The following is a 19122-nucleotide window of genomic DNA, read 5'->3' on the forward strand; positions in this document are numbered from 1 at the left end:
TCATTTCCAGGGGCGGTGGTAGGCGCCCAGGGTGTGCTGCTGGCCTTCGGCGACCTGGTCGAGGCTGGCCATCCAGGCGGTCTTGGGGGCGTAGCGCAGCGGGTCGGCCAGGCAGTTGTCGATGGCGTCGCGCCAGACCTTGGTGACCTGGGCCACGTAGGCGGGGCTGCGCTGGCGGCCCTCGATCTTGACGGCGCGCACGCCCATTTTCATGAGTTTTGGCAGCAGTTCGAGCGTGTTGAGGCTGGTGGGCTCCTCGATGGCGTAGTAGTTCTCGTCCTCGCCCACGTCGAAGCGGCCCTTGCACAGCGTGGGGTAGCCGGCGTTCTCTCCGGGGGCGTAACGGTCGATCAGCACGCCACCCAGGCGCGATTCCAGCCCCTTGGGGGTTTCCTGCCAGCGCACCGACTTGGCGGGCGAGCACACGCCGTGGGTGTTGGGCGACTCGCCCGTCACATAGGACGAGAGCGCGCAGCGGCCCTCGACCATCACGCACAGGCTGCCGAAGCCGAACACCTCGATCTCGACCGGCGTGGCGTCGATCACGCGCTGCACCTGCTCGGTGGACAGCACGCGCGGCAGCACCGCGCGCACGATGCCGAACTGCTCGCGGTAGAAGTTGATGGCGTCGGCGCTGGTGGCCGAGCCCTGCACCGACAGGTGCAGGCGCAGCTTCGGGTGGTGCTGCGCGCCGTACTGCATCAGGCCTGGGTCGGCCAGGATGACCGCGTCCATGCCCAGGTCCACGGCCTTGTCCATGGCCGCGCGCCAGGGCGCGGGGTTGGCGGCCTGCGGATAGGTGTTGAGCGCCATGAACACCTTGCAGCCGCGCTCGTGCGCATACTGGATGCCATTGGCGATGGCCGCCTCGTCGAAATTGAGGCCGGCGAAGTTGCGCGCGTTGGTCGCGTCGCGCAGGCCCAGGTAGACGCAGCTGGCGCCGTTGTCCACGGCAGCCTTGAGCGCGGGCAGGCTGCCTGCGGGGCAGACCAGTTCAAAGGGTGCGGCAGCGCTGTCAGGCACCGCCGCATCGGGCGTGGGGGTCAGGGTTTGCATGCGGTGTGGGGGAGTTCTGACGCGGGCGCACAGACGGGCGCCATCGCAAGCGCGCAACGATACGCCTCGCGAAATACCCATGTCCTGACATTTATCAAGATCGCTGGCAATGCCAGACACCCTGAATCGGGCATGGTTTTTCATGCGAAGCCCTGCCCGCCAGGCGCCCAAAACCCCCGACAATGCGTGCACATACCATGAACAAGAACCTGTGGCTGCTCGCCCTGTGCCAAGGGCTTTTCCTGACCAACAACGTGGTCTTCATCGCCATCAACGGGCTCGTCGGCCTGCAGCTGGCGCCGCAAGGGTGGATGGCCACGCTGCCCGTCATGGGCTACGTGGTGGGCGGCGCCCTGTCCACGCCGCTGGTGGCGCGCAGCCAGGCCCGCTGGGGGCGCAAGGCCTCGTTCCAGATCGGCCTGGCCGTGGCCGCGCTCTCGGCCGCGCTGTGCGCGGGGGCCGCGTTCGCGGGCAGCTTCTGGCTGCTGTGCGCCGCCACCGTGGTGGCGGGCTACTACAGCGCCAACGGCCAGCTCTACCGCTTCGCCGCCGCCGAGCTGGCCGCGCCGGCCTTCCGCGAGAAGGCGGTGTCGCTGGTGCTGGCCGGCGGCCTGCTGGGCGCCGTGGCCGGCCCCAACCTGGCCAGCGCCACGCGCACGCTGCTGGCCGTGCCCTTCGCGGGCGCCTACGTGGCGCTGGTGGGCGTGGCCCTGCTGTCCATGGCGCTGATGGCCTTGATCCGCTTCGCGCCAGCCCCCGCCACCAGCCCGGGCGCGGGCACGCCGCCTGCGGGCCGGCCCCTGCGCGCGCTGCTGCGCGAGCCGGCCTTCGCCGTCGCGGCGCTGGGCGCGGCCCTGGGCTATGGCGTGATGAACCTGCTGATGGCGGCCACGCCGCTGGCCATGCAGGTGTGCGGCTACAGCTTCGACGACGCCGCGCTGGTGCTCGAATGGCATGTGATCGGCATGTTCGCGCCCGGCTTCTTCACCGGCCACCTGATCAAGCGCCTGGGCGTACTGCCCGTCATGGGCGCGGGCGTGCTGCTCAACCTGGCCTGCGTGGCCGTGGCGCTGGCGGGCGTGGACCTGCACCACTTCGGCGTGGCGCTGTTCCTGCTCGGCGTGGGCTGGAACTTCCTGTTCACCGGCAGCACCACGCTGGCCCTGCAGGCCTACCGCCCCGAGGAAAAGGACCGCGCGCAGGCAGCCATCAACTTCTGCGTTTTCGCCACCATGGCGCTGACCTCCTTCGCCTCGGGCGCGCTGGTGACCACGCAGGGCTGGGCGCTGCTCAACTGGGGCTCGCTCGCGCCCATCGCCGCCCTGGGCATGGCGCTGGCCTGGCTGGGCCTGCGGCGGCGCGCGGCTGCCGCCGCATAGCGCCATCCCGGATTGGCAGGCGCGGGCAAAACCACCCACAATGCGCCCACCATGCCAACGCTTCCGACCCACGATTTCGAGGCGGCCTGCCGTGCCGTGCTGGCCTTCCTGCACCAGCGGCTCGGCTTCGGCCTGTGGATGGTCACGCGCACCGAGGGCGACGACTGGATCGTGCTGCAGGCCGAGGACCATGGCTACGGCGTGGCGCCCGGCACGGTGCTGCGCTGGGCCGACTCCTTCTGCCTGGAAATGGTCCGGGGCCACGGCCCGCGTGTCGCCCCGGACGCGCAGGCCGTCCCGGCCTACCGGGACGCCCCCATCAACCTGCAGATTCCCATCCAGGCTTACGTGGGCGTGCCGCTCGTCCAGGCCGACGGAAGCCTGTTCGGCACGCTGTGCGGCATCGATCCGGCGCGCCAGCCCGCGGCGCTGGCGCAGGAACAGAGCCTGATCGAGCTGCTGGGCACCCTGCTCAGCAGCGTGCTCCAGGCCGAATTGCGGCTGGCCCAAGAGGCGCGCCGCAGCGAACGCCTGGCGCTGGAGGCCAACACCGACGCCCAGACCCAGCTGGCCAACCGGCGCGCCTGGGACGAGCACCTGGCCCGGGAGGAGGACCGCTGCCGCCGTTACGGCCACCCGGCCGCGGTGCTGGTGATCGACCTCGACGGGCTCAAGCAGGTCAACGACAGCGCCGGCCATGCCGCGGGCGACGCCCTGATCGCGCAGGCCGCCCTGGCGCTGCGCAAGGCGGCGCGGGAGTCCGACATCGTGGCCCGCCTCGGGGGCGACGAGTTCGGCATCCTGGCCGTGGAATGCGACCCCGCGGGAGCCCAGGCACTGCTGGAGCGCACCCGCCAGATCCTGGCGGAGCATCTGGTCCCGGCCAGCGTGGGTCTGGCCAGCCGCACGCCCGGCAGCGGGCTGCCGGGGGCCTGGAAGAGCGCCGACGCGCGGATGTACGCCGCGAAGAGCCCCTGACCGGCCGGACGCTACTGAATCAATAGCTGCCAGCGCTTGTATTCATTGGTCTAGTGGCCAAAAATACCTAAAACCATCAGCGCCGGGCTGGCACATGGTGGTCCAGCCAGCGCTGCAGCACCTCGAACACGGGCGTGGCGTCCTGCTCGTTGAACAGCTCGTGGTACAGGCCCTCGAAGCAGCGCGACTGCACCACGCTGTCGGGCGCCGCTGCGGCGAAGGCGCGGCTGCCGGCCGGGTTGACCAGCCGGTCCTCGCCGGCCCACATCAGCAGCGTGGGCAGGCGCCAGTGCGCGGCGCGCGCCACGGTGGCCGGGCCGCCCTCGGCGATGAAGCGCGCCAGGCGCGCGCTGATGCGGTCATGGCACAGCGGGTCTTTCTGGTAGGCCGCCACCACGGCCGGGTCGTGCGAGAGGTAGCGCGCATCCAGCCCGTTGCCCACGCGCAGGTTGGGCAGCAGGCGCGGCAGGGTGGCCAGCAGGAGCTTCTGCACCGCGCCCAGGCCCGGGTCGAACGCGGGCGACGAGAGCACCAGCGCATCAACCACGCCCAGGTGCATGGCGACGAAGCGCGCCGCCAGCAGCCCGCCCATGCTGTGGCCCAGCAGCACCAGCGGCAGGCCCTTGGGCGTGTGCACGCGGGCGCTCTCCACCATGTCGGCCAGGTCGTCGAGCAGCCGCATGTCGTGGTTGAGCCCGCCGCGCGGACCGGCCGAGCGGCCATGGCCATAGTGGTCGTAGGCACGCACCGCGAAACCCCAGTCGTTGAGGCGCTGCGCCACATGGTGGTAGCGGCCCGCGTATTCACCCAGGCCGTGCACCAGCAGCACGGTGCCGCGCGGAGGGCGGCGCTCGTCCAGCGGCCAGTGGTAGGCGGCGAGGTTCTCGCCATCGCTGGCGGTGAAGGTGGTCAGTGCGAAGTCGGCGGAATGGGACATGGCATCAGGCGGAGGGCAGGCTGGCGATGATGTGCGCCACGGCGGCGGTGAGCTTCTTGGCGTAGGGCACGTGCAGGAATTCGTTGGGGCCGTGGGCGTTGCTCTTGGGGCCGAGCACGCCGCAGACCATCATCTGCGCCTTCGGGAAGCCCTGGCTCAGCATGCCCATCAGTGGAATGGTGCCACCCTGGCCGATGAAGCCACAGGGCGCGCCGAAATGCGCCTGGCTGGCGGCATCGAGCGCCTGGGCGAACCAGGGCGCGGTATCGGGCGCGTTCCAGCCGTTGGCGCCGCTGGCGCTCTCCCAGGTCACCTTGGCCTGGTAGGGGGCGTTGTCTTCGAGCAGCGCCTTCATCTCCTGCACGCAAGCAGCGGCGTCCACCAGCGGCGGCAGGCGCAGGCTGAGCTTGAAGGCGGTGTAGGGGCGCAGCACGTTGCCGGCGTCCTGCAGGGCCGGGAAGCCCTCGGCGCCGGTCACGCTGAGCGTGGGCTCCCAGGTGCGCTTGAGCAGGGCCTGCACCGGGTCGGTGGTGGTGGGCAGGGCGACGATGGTGGAGCCGCCGCAGTCGTGGTGCGCCCAGGGGAAGCGCCGGTAGATTTCCTCGCCCAGGATGGCGGCCGTGGCGCGCGCCTGCGCCAGCCGTTCGGCCGGCACTTCGCAGTGGAAGCTGGCAGGCAGCAGGCGGCCGGTGGCTGAATCCTCCAGCCGGTCGAGCACCTGGCGCATGATGCGGAAGGACGAGGGCACCAGGCCCGAGGCGTCGCCCGAGTGGATGCCCTCGGTGAGGATCTCCACCTTCAGTGTGCCGCTGGCCATGCCGCGCAGGCTGGTGGTGAGCCAGAGCTGGTCGTAATTGCCCGCGCCCGAATCGAGGCACACGACGAGCGCCACCTCGCCCAGACGGGTTTTCAGCGCGTCGATGTAGGGCAGCAGGTCGCGCGAGCCGCTTTCCTCGCTGGTCTCGATCAGGCCGACGATGCGCGGGTGCGGCACGCCCTGGCGCTGCAGCTCCTGTACGGCGGCGATGCTGGCGTACACGGCATAGCCGTCATCGGCGCCGCCCCGGCCGTAGAGCTTGCCGTCCTCCATCTTGGGCGTCCAGGGGCCGAGGTCGGCGCGCCAGCCGGAAAACTCGGGCTGCTTGTCCAGGTGGCCGTACATCAGCACCGTCTGCGGGCTGGCAGGGCGGGTGGCGGCAATCTCGAAGAACAGCACCGGCGTGCGCCCCGGCAGGCGCACCACCTCGGCGGTGAGCCCGGCCACCTGCTGGGCCAGCACCCAGTCAGCGGCGTTGCGCACCACGGTGTCGAGCAGGCCCGCGCCCTCCCAGCCGGGCTCGAACATCGGCGACTTGGCGGGAATGCGGATGTAGTCGGTGAGCTGGGGCACGATGCGCTCGTCCCACACCTGGCTCAGGCGGTCCAGCGCCTGCGCGGGCTGCAGGACATGGGAAGGAATGGGGGCGTTCATCGGCGGGCTCCTCGCGTGGCATCGAAACCCGCATTGCATCACAAGCGCGGAGGCGCCGCCACGGCGCCGCGCGCAAGCGCTTCAGCGATACCAGAGCAAGGTGCCGGAGCGAAGCGGCACAGGGGGTCGTTTCACTTCAGTGTGTGGAAGGGAAGGTCTCGGGGCCCTGCGCGGCCAGGCCCGCGCGCGTCGGGCGCTCCAGCGCGGGCGCCAACTCCACGCGGTTGCGGCCGCCCTGCTTGGCGCGGTAGAGGGCGCTGTCGGCGGCGTGGATGAGCTGGTCCCAGCTGTCGCCCGGCTCCATCCGGCCACCGAACACGCCGATGCTGACGGTGACCGCCAGGCGGTGCGCCCCCCAGTGGCAGGACGCGGCCTGCACCGCTTCGCGCAACTGCTCCGCCAGCCGCCGCGCGCCCTGCGCCGAGGTATCGACCAGCACCACGAGGAACTCCTCGCCGCCGTAGCGGCCCACGATGTCCTGCGCACGGATGCGGCTGCGGATCACATCCGCCACGTTGCGCAGCACCCGGTCGCCCGCCAGGTGGCCGTGCGTGTCGTTGACATGCTTGAAGAAATCGATGTCCACCATCATCACAGCCAGCGGCTCGCGGGTGCGGATGGCACGGCCCACGTCACGGTCCAGCGCGGCGATGATGGACCGGCGGTTGGCCACGCCCGTGAGTTCGTCCAGCGCCGCCAGGCGGCGGTTGACCTCGTCGGCGCGGTCCTTGGACATGAAGACGAAACCGAACGAGGCGACCAGCAGTACCACGAACAGGAGCATGAAGGACAGCCCCGCGATGCCTCCCGGCTGCAGCAGGCCCTGGCCGGTGGGCATGCCCGCCGCGCCCCAGGCGGCACGCGCCAGCAGCACCACGAACCCCAGGCCCAGGCCCGCCATCACCATCAGCGCGCCCCGGCTGCCCGCGGCGCGGCGCCGCTCGAACAGCACCCCGACGACAGCGCCCATCTGCAGCGCCATGACGGCATTGGCCCACAGGATGCGCGCCCCGAAATCCTGCAGGTTCAGCGCGAGCACGCAGGTCAGCACGGCCGGCGGCGCCAGCAGCAGGTGCCAGCGCAAGGGCCGGTGCTGGAAGCGCAGCACGGCGGCATGCAGGCAGGACAGGGTGGCCGATGCCAGCGCATTGCCCAGCAGGATGGACACGGCATCGGGGATCAGGCCGCGCAGCACCAGCAGCACATAGGCCAGGGCGTTGAGGCACAGGCCCACCCCCCACAGGCCCATCCCGTCCCGGTGGCCGCCACCGGCGACCGTGACCATGCTTCCGGCCATCACCACCGACGCGATGGTGATCATCATCAACAGGGTTGGAATGTCGGCAACCATGGCGAAGGCAGGGGCAGTGGATGTGCTCCCAGGATACCCCATGGTCCCGGCAGCGCCGGGCCCATCAGAACCTGTTCAAGATCTTTTCATGGGGCACGTTGCCCCGCAAAGGCCGTGGCCGCGAGGCGCAAATCAGCCCGCCAGGCGGCGCATCAAGCCCTTGGCGGCCGGCGCCGCCACCCGCCCGGCCTCGGGCGCGCCCGGCAGCTCCGGCGCCGCATGGGCCGCCACGCCGTCGCCGCCGAGCTTGAACACCTGCACCGCGCCCACCAGGCGCTGGGCCTGGTCGCGCAGGCTTTGCGCGGCGGCGGCGGACTGCTCCACCAGGGCGGCGTTCTGCTGCGTCATCTGGTCGAGCTGGTTCACGGCCTGGTTCACCTGGCCGATGCCGTCGGACTGCTCGGACGAGGCCGCCGTGATCTCGCCGATGATGTCGCCCACCCGGTGCACCGAGCCGACGATCTCGTCCATGGTGGTGCCGGCGTTCTGCACCAGGCGCGCGCCGGCCTCCACCTTCTCGACCGAGGCACCGATGAGCTGCTTGATCTCGCGCGCCGCCTCGGCGCTGCGCCCGGCCAGGCTGCGCACCTCGCTGGCCACCACGGCGAAGCCCCGGCCCTGCTCGCCCGCGCGCGCCGCTTCCACGGCGGCGTTGAGCGCCAGGATGTTGGTCTGGAAGGCGATGCCGTCGATCACGCCGATGATGTCGGCGATGCGGCGCGAACTCTGGTTGATGTCGCCCATGGTGGTCACCACCTCGCCCACCACCCGGCCGCCGCGCGCCGCCACCTCGGCGGCCGAGCCGGCGAGCTGGTTGGCCTGGCGCGCCGCGTCGGCCGACTGGCGCACCGTGGCGGTGAGCTGCTCCATGCTCTGCGCGGTTTCGGCCAGGCTGCTGGCGGTCTGCTCGGTGCGGCCGGACAGGTCCTGGTTGCCGCTGGCGATCTCGGCGCTGGCGGTGGTGATGCTGTCCACCGCCGTGCGCACCTGTTGCAGCATTTGCAGATAACGCTGGCGCATGGCCTCGACCTCGTGCACCAGCGCGCCGATTTCGTCGCGCTGCGTGGTGTGGAAGGCCTGCGTCAGGTCGCCCTGGGCCACCAGGGTGATGGCGTGGGTGAGGTGGCGCAGCGGCTCGCTCACGCTGCGGCGCAGCATCACGAAGATGCCGGCGGCCAGCAGGGCCACGGCCACGGCCATCATGCCCCACACGGCCAGCATCACCTTGAACTGGCTGGCCAGGGCCTCGCTGTCGGGCACCTCGGCCACCACCCACCAGCCATCGGCCTGGGTCTTGCGCACCAGGGCCCAGGGGTCGGAGCTCGCACCGCCGAGCACGCTGGCGGCATCGCGCACGAAGCCGTCGGGCGCGGCAGCCAGGGCCTCGAAGAAGGCACGCGACTGCGGATAGGCCTCCAGCACCTTCTTGCCGCGCGCCGTGGGATGGGCCACGAACACGGCCTGGTCCAGCCCCCCGTGCGGATCGATCACATAGGCACCGCCGCTTTCGAAGAACTTGGTCTGCGCCACCTGCTTCTCGAACATGCCCTCGAACACGCTGATGTCGCTGCCGATGAACAGCAGGGCCACCACCTTGCCCGAGGCATCCTTGGAAGGCAGGTAGTAGCCCATGTAGGGCTTGCCCGCCACCACCAGGCGGCCCACGTGCGGCTCGCCCTTGCGCGCCTTCTCCAGCGCGGCGCCGGCCTCCAGCAGGGTGCCGAACGGGCGCTTGCCTTCCGCATCCTTGACCGAGGTGGTGACGCGCACGAAATCATTGCCCTTGCGCGCGAACACGGCGGCGATGCCGCCGGTTTCGAGGGCGAACTTGTCGACCGAGCTGGTGTCCTCGTTGACCAGGGCGCCATAGCTGCGCAGCTCGCCCGTACCCTCGTCGAGCTGCATGGTGGCCTCGAAGTAGCGCTGGAAGCCCTTCATGGCGAGCTGCACCAGCTCGCGGTTGGTGGCGTCGGCCGCGTCGAGCGACTGCGCCACGCTCTGCGCCGTGTCGCCCACGCTGCGCGCCACCTGGGAGCGGGTGCTGCTGGCCGTGAGCGCGGAAATCGCCAGGCCCACGAGCACCAGCACCAGGGCCACCAGGGCGATGGCCAGAAGGGTGACACGGCGCGCGACCGATCGGTTGTTGGCAGCGGATGCGGTCATGGGGAATCTCCTGACGTCAAAAAACCATACGGAGGCTTCCGTAACGTCAATCACTCTAAGCCAGTTCCCCTGTTACATCGATTCACGAATTCCCTTACGCAGTCTCGCGTATCAAGTCCCGGCCGCGAGCGCCCGATCGCGCCAGCCCAGGCCGGCCGTGGTGCCCGCCGCGGGCCGGTATTCGCAACCGATCCAGCCGGTGTAGCCCAGCGCGTCAATGACCCCGAAGAGATAGGGGTAATGGAGTTCGCCCCGGTCGGGCTCGTGGCGCTCGGGCACGCCGGCGATCTGCAGGTGCGCCACGCGGCCCGTGGGCAGGTACTGGCGCAGCTTGGCGGCCACGTCGCCCTCGACGATCTGGCAGTGGTACAGGTCCATCTGCACCTTCAGGTGGGGCGAGCCGACGGCGTCGAGCAGCGCGTGCGCCTCGTCCTGGCGGTTGAGCACATAGCCGGGCATGTCGCGCGGGTTGATGGGCTCGATGAGCACCTCGCGCCCGTGGCGTCCGGCCTGCTCGGCGGCCCAGCGCAGGCTGTCCACGTAGCCCGCGCGCAGCGCGGCGCGCTCGGCCCCCTCGAGGACGCAGCCCGCCATGAGGTGGATGCGCGGGCAGTCCAGCGCCTCGGCGTAGCGCAGGGCTTCCAGCACGCCAGCGCGGAACTCGGCCTCGCGCCCGGGCAGCGCGGCCGTGCCGCGCGCGCCCTGCTCCCAGGCGCCCGCCATGGTGGCCCGTTCCAGGCCGCCGGGCGGCGCATTGAACAGCACCTGGCGCAGGCCGTTGCCACGCAGCCGGGCGGCCAGCTCGGCGGGCTCGAAGGCGTAGGGAAACAGGTATTCCACCGCCGTGAAGCCATCGCGCGCGGCGGCGGCGAAGCGCTCCAGGAACGGCAGCTCGGTGTACATCAGGCTCAGATTGGCGGCGAACTGGGGCATGGCGTGGAGCGCGCGCGGCGCGGGCAGGGAAAGCAGAAAATATATCAAAATAGCCTGCAGCGCTTTACCAATAAGCGCCATAAGCTATTATTTCAATAGCAAATCATTCCCGGAAGAAACCGCATGCGCATCGGAGAACTGGCCCACCGCACCGGCACCACCCCCAAGGCCCTGCGCCTGTACGAGGCGCGCGGCCTGCTCGGCGCGGTGGCGCGCGCGGGCAGCTACCGCCAGTACGGCGAGGCCGACGTGGCGCGCGTGCAACTCATCCGCCAGGCGCTGGCGCTGGGCTTCCGGCTCGCCGATCTGGACGGCCTGGACACATTGCACACGGCCGAGGGCTGGGCGCGCATGGCGGCACTGGTGGCCCGGCGCCGCGCCGCCGTGGCCCGCGAGCGCGAGCGCCTGCGGGCGCTGGAGCGCCAGCTCGCCGCGTTGGAGGCCGAGCTGCACGCCTGCGATACCCGGGCCGCGCCAGCCACGCCGCTGTCCTGCGCGGCGGCCTGAAGACCTGTCCACGATCCGCTCATGGGGCGCGTGCCCCTGGGAGCCGGCCCCGGCGGCCTTGAATTTATTCCCCGTGGCCTCCCCATCCGGTCCACAATCCGGCCATGACCGCTGCCCAGCTTGTTCGTGTGGACCCGCACGATGTGCAGGTGGGGCTGCCCACGCGCGTGGACATCTTCGACGAAGAGGGCCAGTTGCTGCTGGGGCGCGGCTCCACCGTGTGCCGCGAAGACAGCGTGGAGCGCCTGCAGGAAGCCGGGTTCAAGCTCGCGGCCACGCCCCAGGGCAGGAGCCCGCGCCGGATCGAGCCGGTCTTCCAGCGCATGGCCGCGCTCGCGGACACCGTGACGCAAATGGAAAGCACGCTGGCGGCAGGCCAGGGGCTGCCGTCGTTCCCCTTCAAGGTCCAGAGGCTGGCCCAGACCGTCATCGGCTGCTGCGACGAAGACTTCAACGCCGCGCTGGCGCAGGCCTACCTGGACCACCACCATCCCTACTCCGTGCTGCACCATGTCCTGGTCGCCATCGTGGTCAGCGTGCTGTCCCGGCTGCGGGGCTGGAGCGATGCCGACCGCGTCTCCCTGTCGGCGGCGGCGTTGTCGCACGACATCGGTGCCCTGGCCCTGCGGCAGGCGCTGGGGCAGGCGGCCTCGCTGGACGAGGAGCAGCGCCAGGTGGTGCGGGAGCACCCGGACCAGGGCGTGCGCATGCTGGGCGCGCTGGGCGTGCGCGACGCGCTGTGGCTGCAGGCGGTGCAGGACCACCATGAACACATCGATGGCAGTGGATACCCGCGCGGCATCTTCCTGGGCCGGCACACCGCGGGCGCCCTGATGGCGGTGGCCGACGGCTTCGCCGCCATGGTGCGCCCCCGCCCCTACCGGGACCGCAAGCTGGGCATGGCCATCCTGGACGACCTGCGCCTGCATGCCGGCACCTGGTACGACCCCTCGCAAGTGGAAGCGGTCGCCACCAGCTTCGGTCCCTGCCACGCCGGCAGCATCGTGCGCCTGGCCAATGGCGACATGGCGGTGGTGACCCGCCACCTGCCCGACCGCCCCGGGCAGCCCGAACTGATGCTGATCGCCGCCAACGGCGACCAGCCTATGGAAAAACCCTGCGCGATCGACAGCACCGACCCCGATTGCGCCATCGCATCCGCGCTGCATCCCGAGATCAGCCTGCGCTTTCGCAGCATGGTCAACAAATCCTGGGGCAGCCAGGGCGCTTGACTCTGCCCCGCGGGGCAAGGTGACGATGGCCTCCATCGCAACCTTCCCGAGGAGTTCACGTGGCGCAACGCATCCTGGTCATCCTGGGCCATCCGTCCGCCGGCAGCCTGTGCGCGGGGCTGGCGCAGTCCTACATCGAAGGCGCGCGCGCCGCCGGGGCCGAGGTGCGGCTGCTCGCGCTCGGGCAGCTCGCGTTCGATCCGCTGCTGCACGCGGGCTACCAGGGCGAGCAGCCGCTGGAACCCGCCCTGCGGGATGCCCAGGCGCAGATCACCTGGGCCGGACACCTGGTCTGGGTCTATCCCACCTGGTGGGGCGCCATGCCGGCGCTGCTCAAGGGCTTCATCGACCGGGTGTTCCTGCCCGGCTTCGCCTTCAAGTACCGCCCGGGCTCGTCCCTCTGGGACAAGCTGCTGGCGGGCCGTTCGGCCGAACTGCTGGTGACCATGGACTCGCCGCCCTGGTACTACCGCTGGGTGCAGCACATGCCGGGCCACCGCCAGATGCGCAAGACCATCCTGGAGTTCAGCGGTATCCGGCCCGTGCGCGTGCACGGCTTCGGGCCGGTGCGCGGCGCCGACAGCGCGCGCCGCGCGCGCTGGCTGGCGCAGGCCCGCGCGCAGGGGCTGCGCCAGGGGAGATGAGCAGTGCCCAGGTCAGCGCATCTGGAACAGCTCCTGGTGGAACTGCTCCGCGGGCAGCCCCAGCGCCAGCAGATCCCGCCGCAACGCCTGACCGAAGGCCGCCGGGCCGCAGAACCAGACGTCCGCCTCGCGCCACCGAGGCACGGCGGCGGCGATGCGCCGGGCATCGAGCAGGCCGTCGCGCGCATCCCACAGCACATGCAGGCGCACCCCGGCGGCCCGGGCGTCGCGCTCCAGCAAAGCGATGGCATGGGCGTCGTAGTCCGCCGTGGCATGGAACAGGTCGATGGTCTTGCCATCGGGCGCTTGCGCCAGCGCCTTCATGCGCGCGACGAACGGCGCGATGCCGATGCCGCCGCCCACCCAGATCTGGCGCTCGCGCGCGCCCTCGAACGTGAACTGCCCATAAGGCCCTTCCACCTGCACCACGCTGCCCACGCGCAGGCGGCGTTCCAGGGTGCGCGTGTAGTCGCCCAGTGCCTTGACGAGGAAGCCGATGCGACCGTCCCCAGCCCAGGGCGTGGCAATGGTGAAGGGGTGCGCCCCCTCTTCGGGGTGGAAGGTGACGAAGGCGAACTGGCCCGCCTGGTGCCCGGCCCAGCGGCCCTTGATGTCGATCGCCAGTTCCAGCGTGTGCACCGCCTCGTGCCGGGTGATGGCCGCCACCTCGCCCACGGCCTTGCGTCCGGCCGCCACGCGGCGCAGCAGCACCCGCACCGCCGCGATGCCGCCGGCCAGCACCAGCAGGGCCAGAGGCAGCCCCAGCACACCGGCCCAGTAATCCACGCGCAGCAGCACCAGCGCATGCCAGGCCAGGGCCAGGAAGGCGGCGGCCAGCAGGCGGTGCACCTTGAAGAAGTAGCGGTACGGGAAGGTGCGCACCAGCGCCAGCAGCATCATCAGCACGGCCAGGTAGAACGCCCACTCGCCCACCACCACCGCCATGCCACGCTGGCCGCGCAGCGCCTGCTGCAGCCATTCGAGCGCGGGCAGATCGGTGCGCAGCAGGCTGGTGGACACCGCCTGGCGCCGGACCCAGCCCAGGCCCACCAACTGCGAAGGCACCACGGCCAGCAGCCAGTGCGCAAGGGACGCCCCGAGCGCCGTGATGCCCAGCCACTTGTGCAGCCGGTACATCTTGTCGAGGCCGCCCAGCCAGGGCTCGAACACCACCGGGCGCACCGCCAGCACCAGGGCCAGCGCCATGACGCCGATGGCCAGCACGCCGGTGTACTGCAGCAGCACGGCGCGCCAGGCGAACACATGGGTCAGCGCCGTGGCATCGGTCGGTTCGCTCAGCCACCAGGCCGCGCTGAGCAGGAGAAGGAAGGACCAGTAGACCTGGCGGATGGTTCGCATGGCGGGGGCACGGGAGCCGATGGAGCGATGGTAGCCCCGCGCCCTCCCCGCCCGGGGAATCAGCCGACCACTTCGGTGGGGATGGCCGGACCGATCTTGAACACGCCGCTCACGCGCGCGCAGGGCACGCCATCGGCGCGCACCAGGCCCTGGGCGAACACCAGCGAGCGCGTCACGCGCAGCGGCTCGGCCTCGCCCTCGACCCAGCAGCCCAGCGGGGCCGGCGCGAGGTAGTCGATCTGCAGGCTGACAGTGGGCAGGAAGCGCTGGCCCACCTCGGTGCTCTTGCGGTGCACCGACAGCGGCAGCAGCATGTCGCAGAAGCTGGCCATCATGCCGCCGTGCAGGTTGTTCATGGGGTTGATGTGGCGCCGCTCGACCCGGAAGCCGAACTTCACCACGCCCCCCTGGTGCAGCAGGTACAGCGGACCGTTGTTCTGCATGTAGGGGCCGCCGGCCTCGATGGGCTCGAAACCCGGGGGAATCAGGGAAGAGGTGTCGGTCATTGCGTCTCGCGCTCCACGTCGTGCTGGAAACTGGCGGACCGGAGGGTGGCCGGGTCCACCATCCAGGCGCCGTAGACCTGCTGGAAATCCGCCACGATGGCGGCCAGTGGCAGGTCGTCGAAGGTGCCCCGCTCGCGCACGTACTCCATGTGGCGGTTGCCGGCACGGTCGAACGGGTGGTAGATCGAATCGGCGCGGCCATCGAAGTCGAGCGGCAGCAGGCCGAAGCGCTCGCACAGTTCGACGTTGAAGGCCGGCGTGGCCTTGACCCAGCGGCCGTCGATCCACAGGTCGGCATAGCCATGCCAGATGAACAGGTCGGTCTGCATGGTCTGGCGCATGCGCTCGGTGCTCAGGTGGTTGCGCACATCGGCGAAGCCCAGGCGGGCCGGAATGCCGGCGGCGCGGCACACCGCCGCCAGCAGCACGGCCTTGGGCACGCACCAGCCGTGGCCGCAGGCCAGCACGGTGCTGGCGCGCATGCCTTCGGGCGTGAGGTCGATGCGGTAGGGGTCGTAACGGAAGCCGTCGCGCACCGCCAGCGTCAGCGCCACGGCGCGCTCGCGCGCATCGCCGCCACGCGCATGCTGGCGCGCGAAGGCAGCGACGTCGGGATGGTCGCTGTCGATCAGTGCCGTGGCGGCAAGCGTGGCGGGACGGGGCTGGTCGGTCATGGGCGTAGTGTGGTGCGGTGGTGCAGCGGAGGCTGTCGCGAGGGCGGCAGCGCACGGGCATGCGGCCTTTTGTACACGATCGGCCAGCCCGCCTGGCCGTGGCGCGCCTCCACGGAAGCCGCATGACGCGCGCGCGGGCAGCGTCCTGCCGGGCGCTTGCGCCTGGCACAACGGCGCCGCCGCCGATCCACCAAAAAGCGGTACATGCCACAGCTTCATGCCGACTTCGCGGCGCCCGCGACGGGTTCATGCTTGGCACAGGGCTTGTGCCATGCAGCGAGCCTCGGCGTTTCCAGCGGTCTTCGCGGCGGCGCCCCCAGCCATGCATCCACCACCTTTCCGGAGCCTGGGGCTCCCATGGGAGAGAGCCATGCGTTACAGCGAATCCGAAATCAACCGCGCCCTGACCCGCCTGTTCCGCTGGGGCTATTCCGCCCTCTCGCGCCGGGAGCGCGACATCGTGGACCAGCTCTCGGTCGTCTGCTGACCCGGCCGGGCGCCCCGCTCACTGGCCCCGGATGAGGCGCACCGCCTCGGGCAGCGAATGCACCTGGGGCAGGAAATGGTCGATGGTGGCGCCCAGCACCACGGCGCACAGCACGGCGCCCAGCAGCGGCTTCCAGGTCAGACGCACGGCGGCGCCGAGCCAGCCCTCGCGCTCCACGCCCATGGCGGCGCGCGCCGTGGCCACCGAGAACGCCAGTTCCACCGCCACGGCCAGCAGCGCGTCCCAGCCGAAGAACAGCAGGGCCAGCGAGCCGGCGCCGAACAGCACGGCCGTGCCGATGAGGAAGATGGCGACGATAGGCACGACGACCACGGCGCCCTCGTCGGACCCGGCCACGGCGTCGATCGCGCCGCCCGCCACGTCACCCGCGACATCGCCCAGCACGCTGCTGCCGCCCGAGGACGCGCTGCTGGCCGCGTTGGACAGGCTGGTCGCCAGCCCGTCGGTGAACTCACCCGAGGCCCCGCCGCCGCCGAAGTCGCCACCCCCCGTGCGCGGCAGCGGGATGCGCGCGCCACCACCGCCGGACGAACCGCCACCGGGCCAGTCGATGTCGGGCAGATCGAAGTCCACCTCGCGCCGGCCCACCAGCCACGCGGCCCAGGCGCGCAGCACCAGCAGGTAGCCGGCGTAGCCCACGGCCAGCGTGACAAGGTAGCGCAGCGTGAGCGACTCCACGCCCAGCCGCATCTGCAGGTGCGAGGCGCCCCACATGAGCAGCAGCGTGACGCTGCCGATGCACAGCCCGTGCAGGCGCAGGCTGTAGCGCTGGCGCAGCGTGCGCTCGATGTCCTGGTGCGGCATGCGCACCGCGCGCCAGGTCGAGGCGCTCTTGCCGCCCGGGCGCCGGGCCGCCATCAGTCGGCCACCACGGGTACGCGCTGGGCCAGCGCGCACATGAGTTCATAGCCCACGGTGCCAGCGGCCTGGGCCACCTCGTCGATGGGCAGCACGGCGCCGTTGCCGGCGCGTCCCCACAGGGTTACCTCGCTGCCGAAGCCCACGTCCATGCCGGCCTGGCGCAGCGGTGTCAGGTCCACCGTGACCATGTCCATGCTCACGCGGCCCACCAGGCGGGTGCGCACGCCGTTCACCAGCACCGGCGTGCCGGTGTCGCAGTGGCGCGGGTAGCCGTCGGCGTAGCCGCAGGCCGCCACGCCGATGCTCATGGGCCCCTCGGCCGTGAAGCGCGAGCCGTAGCCCACGGTGTCGCCGGCCTGCAGTTCCTGCACGGCCAGCAGGCGGGTGGACAGCGTCATGGTGGGCTGCACGTCCCAATGGGCGCCGTCGTGCTCCGGGTAATCGGGCGCGCTGCCGTACAGCACGATGCCCGCGCGCACCCAGTCGGCGCGCACCTGGGCGTCCTGCGCATGGCGCAGCGTGGCGGCACTGTTGCTCACGCTGCGCTCGCCCGGCAGGTCCTCGGTGGCGGCGGCGAACGCGGCCATCTGGTGCGCGATGCCGCGCGGGCCGTCGGCGTCGGAGAAATGCGTCATGAACGAGATCTCGTCCACCTGCGGCAGGGCCGAGAGGCGCGCCCAGGCGCTGCGGTAGCGCTGCGGCGTGAAGCCCAGGCGGTTCATGCCCGAGTTCATCTTGAGGAAGACGCGGTGCGGCACCTGCGTCTTGTGCGCGGCCAGCCAGTCGATCTGCTCGTCGCAGTGCACCGCGTGCCACAGGCCCAGGCGCGAGCACAGTTCCAGGTCGCGCGGCTCGAACACGCCCTCCAGCAGCAGGATGGGGCCGCGCCAGCCCAGGTGGCGCACGCGCTCGGCCTCCTGCAGGTCCAGCAGGGCGAAGCCGTCGGCGCCGCGCAGGCCCTCGAACACACGCTCGATGCCATGGCCATAGGCATTGGCCTTGACCACGGCCCAGGCGCGCGCGTCCGGCGCGGCGCGGCGCACGCGCCCCAGGTTGTGTTGCAGTGCAGCAGTGTGGATGGTGGCTTGGATGGGGCGTGGCATGGGGGTAGATACCGGGGGACGAGGCCCGGATTCTGGCACCGGGCACCTGTAACCGCATGATATAACCGCCCATCTTTAGCCCCGGGCCTCCACATTTCACAGGGCATCAGCACGGCTGATGCCACCCCTGCCATCCGATGAAGCGCGGTTTCTACACCATCATGTCGGCGCAGTTCTTCAGCTCGCTGGCCGACAACGCACTCTTCGTGGCGGCCGTGGAACTGCTGCGCACCGACGGCTCCCCCGAGTGGCAACGCGCCGCGCTGGTGCCCATGTTCGCCCTGTTCTACGTGGTGCTGGCGCCCTTCGTGGGCGCCTTCGCCGACGCGCTGCCCAAGGGCAAGGTGATGTTCGTCAGCAACGCCATCAAGGTGGTGGGCTGCCTGATGATGCTGTTCGGCTCGCACCCGCTGATCGCCTATGCCGTGGTCGGCCTGGGCGCGGCGGCCTACTCGCCCGCCAAGTACGGCATCCTCACCGAGCTGCTGCCGGCCTCGCAGCTGGTCCGGGCCAACGGCTGGATCGAGGGGCTGACGATCGCCTCCATCATCCTGGGCGTGCTGCTGGGCGGCCAGCTCGTGGGCACGAACCTCTCGGGCCTGCTGCTGGCCATCGACCTGCCCGCCATCGACACGGGCGTGGACACCGCCGCCGAGGCGGCCATCGCCGCGCTGATCCTGGTCTACGCCCTGGCCGCCTGGTTCAACACACGCATCCCGCACACCGGCGTGGAGATGCGGCCCATGCCGCGCAACCCGCTGGCGCTGCTGCCCGACTTCTGGTCCTGCAACAGCCGCCTGTGGCGCGACAAGCTGGGCCAGATCTCGCTGTCCACCACCACGCTGTTCTGGGGCGCGGGCGGCAACCTCAAGTTCATCGTGCTGGCCTGGGCCGCCGTGGCGCTGGAATACAACACCACCCAGGCCTCGGCGCTGACCGGCGTGGTCGCCATCGGCACGGCCGTGGGCGCCGTGGTGGCCTCGCTGCGCATGCGCCTGGACATGGCCACCAAGGTCATTCCGCTGGGCATCGGCATGGGGCTGCTGCTGATCCTGATGGTGTTCATCGACAACATCTGGGTCGCCATCCCCTTCCTCATCCTGCTGGGCGGCCTGGGCGGCTTCCTGGTGGTGCCCATGAACGCGCTGCTGCAGCACCGGGGCCACAACCTCATGGGCGCGGGCCGCTCCATCGCCGTGCAGAACTTCAACGAACAGGCCTGCATCCTGGGGCTGGGCGCGTTCTACAGCCTTTCGTTGAAGCTGGGCCTGTCGGTGTTCGGCGCCATCATCGCCTTCGGCCTCGCGGTGGCGGGCATGATGTGGCTGATCCGACGCTGGCACTGCCACAACTGCACCAGCCACGCCGAAGAGCTGGAGCATCTGCTGCACATCGCGCGGCAGGACACGCACCACTAAGAGCCTGTTCAAAGTCTTTTCATGGAGCCCGCAAAGGCTTTG

General features: G+C 70.8%; 17 protein-coding genes. 6 read left to right on the forward strand and 11 right to left on the reverse strand.

Going from position 1 to position 19122, the window contains the following annotated elements:
* On the reverse strand, nucleotides 1–1056 hold the full coding sequence (gene ubiU, locus D8S75_RS00345) for a ubiquinone anaerobic biosynthesis protein UbiU (protein WP_119963948.1): 1056 nt from the start codon (nucleotides 1054–1056) through the stop codon (nucleotides 1–3).
* Nucleotides 1057–1253: 197 nt separating this feature from the next.
* Here ubiU and D8S75_RS00350 point away from each other — a divergent pair, with 197 nt between their 5' ends.
* A complete protein-coding gene (locus D8S75_RS00350; protein WP_119963949.1) occupies nucleotides 1254–2435 on the forward strand; it encodes an MFS transporter in 1182 nt (393 codons plus the stop codon).
* Between the two features lie 51 nt (nucleotides 2436–2486).
* A complete protein-coding gene (locus D8S75_RS17830; protein WP_119964361.1) occupies nucleotides 2487–3413 on the forward strand; it encodes a sensor domain-containing diguanylate cyclase in 927 nt (308 codons plus the stop codon).
* A gap of 76 nt (nucleotides 3414–3489) precedes the next feature.
* On the opposite strand, the gene D8S75_RS00360 is transcribed toward D8S75_RS17830, so the two are convergent.
* The 5 genes from D8S75_RS00360 to otnI all read right to left on the reverse strand — a co-directional run bounded on the left by D8S75_RS00360 (nucleotide 3490) and on the right by otnI (nucleotide 10268).
* On the reverse strand, nucleotides 3490–4350 hold the full coding sequence (locus tag D8S75_RS00360; RefSeq protein ID WP_119963950.1) for an alpha/beta hydrolase: 861 nt from the start codon (nucleotides 4348–4350) through the stop codon (nucleotides 3490–3492).
* 4 nt (nucleotides 4351–4354) lie between these two features.
* Nucleotides 4355–5821, reverse strand: a complete 1467-nt coding sequence (locus D8S75_RS00365) for a M20 family metallopeptidase (RefSeq protein ID WP_119963951.1) — start codon at nucleotides 5819–5821, stop codon at nucleotides 4355–4357.
* Nucleotides 5822–5957: 136 nt separating this feature from the next.
* A complete protein-coding gene (locus tag D8S75_RS00370; protein WP_119963952.1) occupies nucleotides 5958–7172 on the reverse strand; it encodes a GGDEF domain-containing protein in 1215 nt (404 codons plus the stop codon).
* 132 nt (nucleotides 7173–7304) lie between these two features.
* Nucleotides 7305–9335: a methyl-accepting chemotaxis protein gene (locus tag D8S75_RS00375; protein WP_119963953.1), complete on the reverse strand. Its 2031-nt coding sequence runs from the start codon at nucleotides 9333–9335 to the stop codon at nucleotides 7305–7307.
* 111 nt (nucleotides 9336–9446) lie between these two features.
* Nucleotides 9447–10268, reverse strand: coding sequence for a 2-oxo-tetronate isomerase (gene otnI / locus D8S75_RS00380; RefSeq protein WP_119964362.1), 822 nt, complete (start codon nucleotides 10266–10268; stop codon nucleotides 9447–9449).
* Nucleotides 10269–10391: 123 nt separating this feature from the next.
* On the opposite strand from otnI, the gene D8S75_RS00385 reads away from it, so the two are divergent.
* The 3 genes from D8S75_RS00385 (at nucleotide 10392) to D8S75_RS00395 (ending at nucleotide 12651) form a co-directional block, all read left to right on the forward strand.
* Nucleotides 10392–10775 carry a MerR family transcriptional regulator gene (locus tag D8S75_RS00385; RefSeq protein ID WP_119963954.1) on the forward strand — a complete coding sequence of 128 codons (384 nt, stop codon included), beginning with the start codon at nucleotides 10392–10394 and terminating at the stop codon, nucleotides 10773–10775.
* Nucleotides 10776–10879: 104 nt separating this feature from the next.
* Entirely contained in the window at nucleotides 10880–12007 is a 1128-nt protein-coding gene (locus D8S75_RS00390) for an HD-GYP domain-containing protein (protein WP_119963955.1), read from the forward strand.
* A gap of 59 nt (nucleotides 12008–12066) precedes the next feature.
* On the forward strand, nucleotides 12067–12651 hold the full coding sequence (locus D8S75_RS00395; RefSeq protein ID WP_119963956.1) for an NAD(P)H-dependent oxidoreductase: 585 nt from the start codon (nucleotides 12067–12069) through the stop codon (nucleotides 12649–12651).
* Between the two features lie 12 nt (nucleotides 12652–12663).
* Here D8S75_RS00395 and D8S75_RS00400 read toward each other — a convergent pair whose 3' ends face one another.
* The 5 genes from D8S75_RS00400 to alr all read right to left on the reverse strand — a co-directional run bounded on the left by D8S75_RS00400 (nucleotide 12664) and on the right by alr (nucleotide 17662).
* On the reverse strand, nucleotides 12664–14010 hold the full coding sequence (locus tag D8S75_RS00400) for a ferredoxin reductase family protein (RefSeq protein WP_119963957.1): 1347 nt from the start codon (nucleotides 14008–14010) through the stop codon (nucleotides 12664–12666).
* A gap of 59 nt (nucleotides 14011–14069) precedes the next feature.
* Nucleotides 14070–14516, reverse strand: a complete 447-nt coding sequence (locus tag D8S75_RS00405; RefSeq protein ID WP_119963958.1) for a PaaI family thioesterase — start codon at nucleotides 14514–14516, stop codon at nucleotides 14070–14072.
* The gene (locus D8S75_RS00410; RefSeq protein WP_119963959.1) at nucleotides 14513–15190 is read right to left on the reverse strand and encodes a transglutaminase-like domain-containing protein; all 678 of its coding nucleotides are present in this window, start codon (nucleotides 15188–15190) and stop codon (nucleotides 14513–14515) included. Before D8S75_RS00410 ends, D8S75_RS00405 begins: the two co-directional genes overlap by 4 nt.
* Before the next feature lie 505 nt (nucleotides 15191–15695).
* Complete coding sequence (locus tag D8S75_RS00415; RefSeq protein ID WP_119963960.1) at nucleotides 15696–16556, reverse strand: hypothetical protein; 861 nt, start codon at nucleotides 16554–16556, stop codon at nucleotides 15696–15698.
* Nucleotides 16556–17662: an alanine racemase gene (gene alr / locus D8S75_RS00420; protein ID WP_119963961.1), complete on the reverse strand. Its 1107-nt coding sequence runs from the start codon at nucleotides 17660–17662 to the stop codon at nucleotides 16556–16558. The genes D8S75_RS00415 and alr overlap by 1 nt, the downstream gene beginning before the upstream one ends.
* Nucleotides 17663–17799: 137 nt before the next feature.
* Here alr and lplT point away from each other — a divergent pair, with 137 nt between their 5' ends.
* On the forward strand, nucleotides 17800–19080 hold the full coding sequence (lplT, locus tag D8S75_RS00425; protein ID WP_119963962.1) for a lysophospholipid transporter LplT: 1281 nt from the start codon (nucleotides 17800–17802) through the stop codon (nucleotides 19078–19080).
* The last annotated feature ends 42 nt before the right edge of the window (nucleotides 19081–19122 follow it).

The organism is Simplicispira lacusdiani (assembly GCF_003604195.1).
GTDB classification, from domain to species: Bacteria; Pseudomonadota; Gammaproteobacteria; order Burkholderiales; family Burkholderiaceae_C; genus Simplicispira; species Simplicispira lacusdiani.

Bases quoted from the DNA above. Each gene is read 5' to 3' on its own strand.
- ubiU (WP_119963948.1), bottom strand. From the start codon at position 1,056: ATGCAAACCCTGACCCCCACGCCCGATGCGGCGGTGCCTGACAGCGCT.
- D8S75_RS00350 (WP_119963949.1), top strand. From the start codon at position 1,254: ATGAACAAGAACCTGTGGCTGCTCGCCCTGTGCCAAGGGCTTTTCCTG.
- D8S75_RS17830 (WP_119964361.1), top strand. From the start codon at position 2,487: ATGCCAACGCTTCCGACCCACGATTTCGAGGCGGCCTGCCGTGCCGTG.
- D8S75_RS00360 (WP_119963950.1), bottom strand. From the start codon at position 4,350: ATGTCCCATTCCGCCGACTTCGCACTGACCACCTTCACCGCCAGCGAT.
- D8S75_RS00365 (WP_119963951.1), bottom strand. From the start codon at position 5,821: ATGAACGCCCCCATTCCTTCCCATGTCCTGCAGCCCGCGCAGGCGCTG.
- D8S75_RS00370 (WP_119963952.1), bottom strand. From the start codon at position 7,172: ATGGTTGCCGACATTCCAACCCTGTTGATGATGATCACCATCGCGTCG.
- D8S75_RS00375 (WP_119963953.1), bottom strand. From the start codon at position 9,335: ATGACCGCATCCGCTGCCAACAACCGATCGGTCGCGCGCCGTGTCACC.
- otnI (WP_119964362.1), bottom strand. From the start codon at position 10,268: ATGCCCCAGTTCGCCGCCAATCTGAGCCTGATGTACACCGAGCTGCCG.
- D8S75_RS00385 (WP_119963954.1), top strand. From the start codon at position 10,392: ATGCGCATCGGAGAACTGGCCCACCGCACCGGCACCACCCCCAAGGCC.
- D8S75_RS00390 (WP_119963955.1), top strand. From the start codon at position 10,880: ATGACCGCTGCCCAGCTTGTTCGTGTGGACCCGCACGATGTGCAGGTG.
- D8S75_RS00400 (WP_119963957.1), bottom strand. From the start codon at position 14,010: ATGCGAACCATCCGCCAGGTCTACTGGTCCTTCCTTCTCCTGCTCAGC.
- D8S75_RS00405 (WP_119963958.1), bottom strand. From the start codon at position 14,516: ATGACCGACACCTCTTCCCTGATTCCCCCGGGTTTCGAGCCCATCGAG.
- D8S75_RS00410 (WP_119963959.1), bottom strand. From the start codon at position 15,190: ATGACCGACCAGCCCCGTCCCGCCACGCTTGCCGCCACGGCACTGATC.
- D8S75_RS00415 (WP_119963960.1), bottom strand. From the start codon at position 16,556: ATGGCGGCCCGGCGCCCGGGCGGCAAGAGCGCCTCGACCTGGCGCGCG.
- alr (WP_119963961.1), bottom strand. From the start codon at position 17,662: ATGCCACGCCCCATCCAAGCCACCATCCACACTGCTGCACTGCAACAC.
- lplT (WP_119963962.1), top strand. From the start codon at position 17,800: ATGAAGCGCGGTTTCTACACCATCATGTCGGCGCAGTTCTTCAGCTCG.